1 protein-coding gene is annotated in these 853 nt (G+C 50.9%); it reads right to left on the reverse strand.

The annotated features are described in order from the left end of the window. Positions 1 to 853: multiheme c-type cytochrome (locus tag R7093_RS24655; protein WP_318146944.1), on the reverse strand; the 853-nt coding region annotated here is incomplete at both ends.

Raw genomic sequence — 853 nt, forward strand, 5'->3', positions numbered from 1 at the left:
GTTGGCGCAAAGTGGCATGTCGGCGATGTTAACCGTCAACGTAGAGTTGGAGGTTGGCTTGATCACAGCGTCAGTGAAGTCTTTATGACACAAGAATAGGCCTTCTCCTTGAGCCTCACAGCCGTCACCAAGTGCGCCATCATCGGCGACGTTGAGACTGTTGTTTGCGACCATCGGGCCTTGGCCGTTATCCCAGTTCAGCAACAAATTGAGGTGCCCATGTTCATTAATGAAAGGGGTCAGTTCGTTGATAGAGCCAATACCTGAGCCCGCTTTCGACACTCTTAGTTCAACCTCAAACTGGTCATCAATAAATCGCGCGCTTTCAACGTTGATTTCGAGCGAATCACGCGCTTTTGCAAGATTCTCTAAACGCATTACGTGAACCGTTTTAGCACTTCGGCTTGCGTCTTGGCCGATGATTGGATCGCCATTGTCGTCTCGGTCATAAGGACGGTGACAGCCCGAGCAGGAGTTTTGTGGCTCGCCGTTTCTTACCCAAGCCGTACCCACTTGGTTATCATGCGCGCCTCTGTCTCGGTACAAGTGACAGGTCTCACAGGCAACTTGGCTTGGGTGTTCAAACCAATTGTTGGCGTCTGATGCTTTCGCGACATCGGTTGAATGGCAGGTTGTACAGTTGCGGGCATCTTGCGGGAAAGGGTTGCCTTCAATGACTAAACCATTGATGTCGGTAACGAGCACGTCATTCTCGTCGACAGGCTGTTTGTAAGTGTCGATGTTATTTCTGTCGCTACCTAATTTGAAAACATTACCGTGGTATTGATGAACAACGGCAGCGAGAGGGCGTCTAGCTGGCGCTGCGCCTGGGTTACTGTCATTGTGGCAAGCG

The organism is Vibrio sp. 1580 (assembly GCF_033340055.1).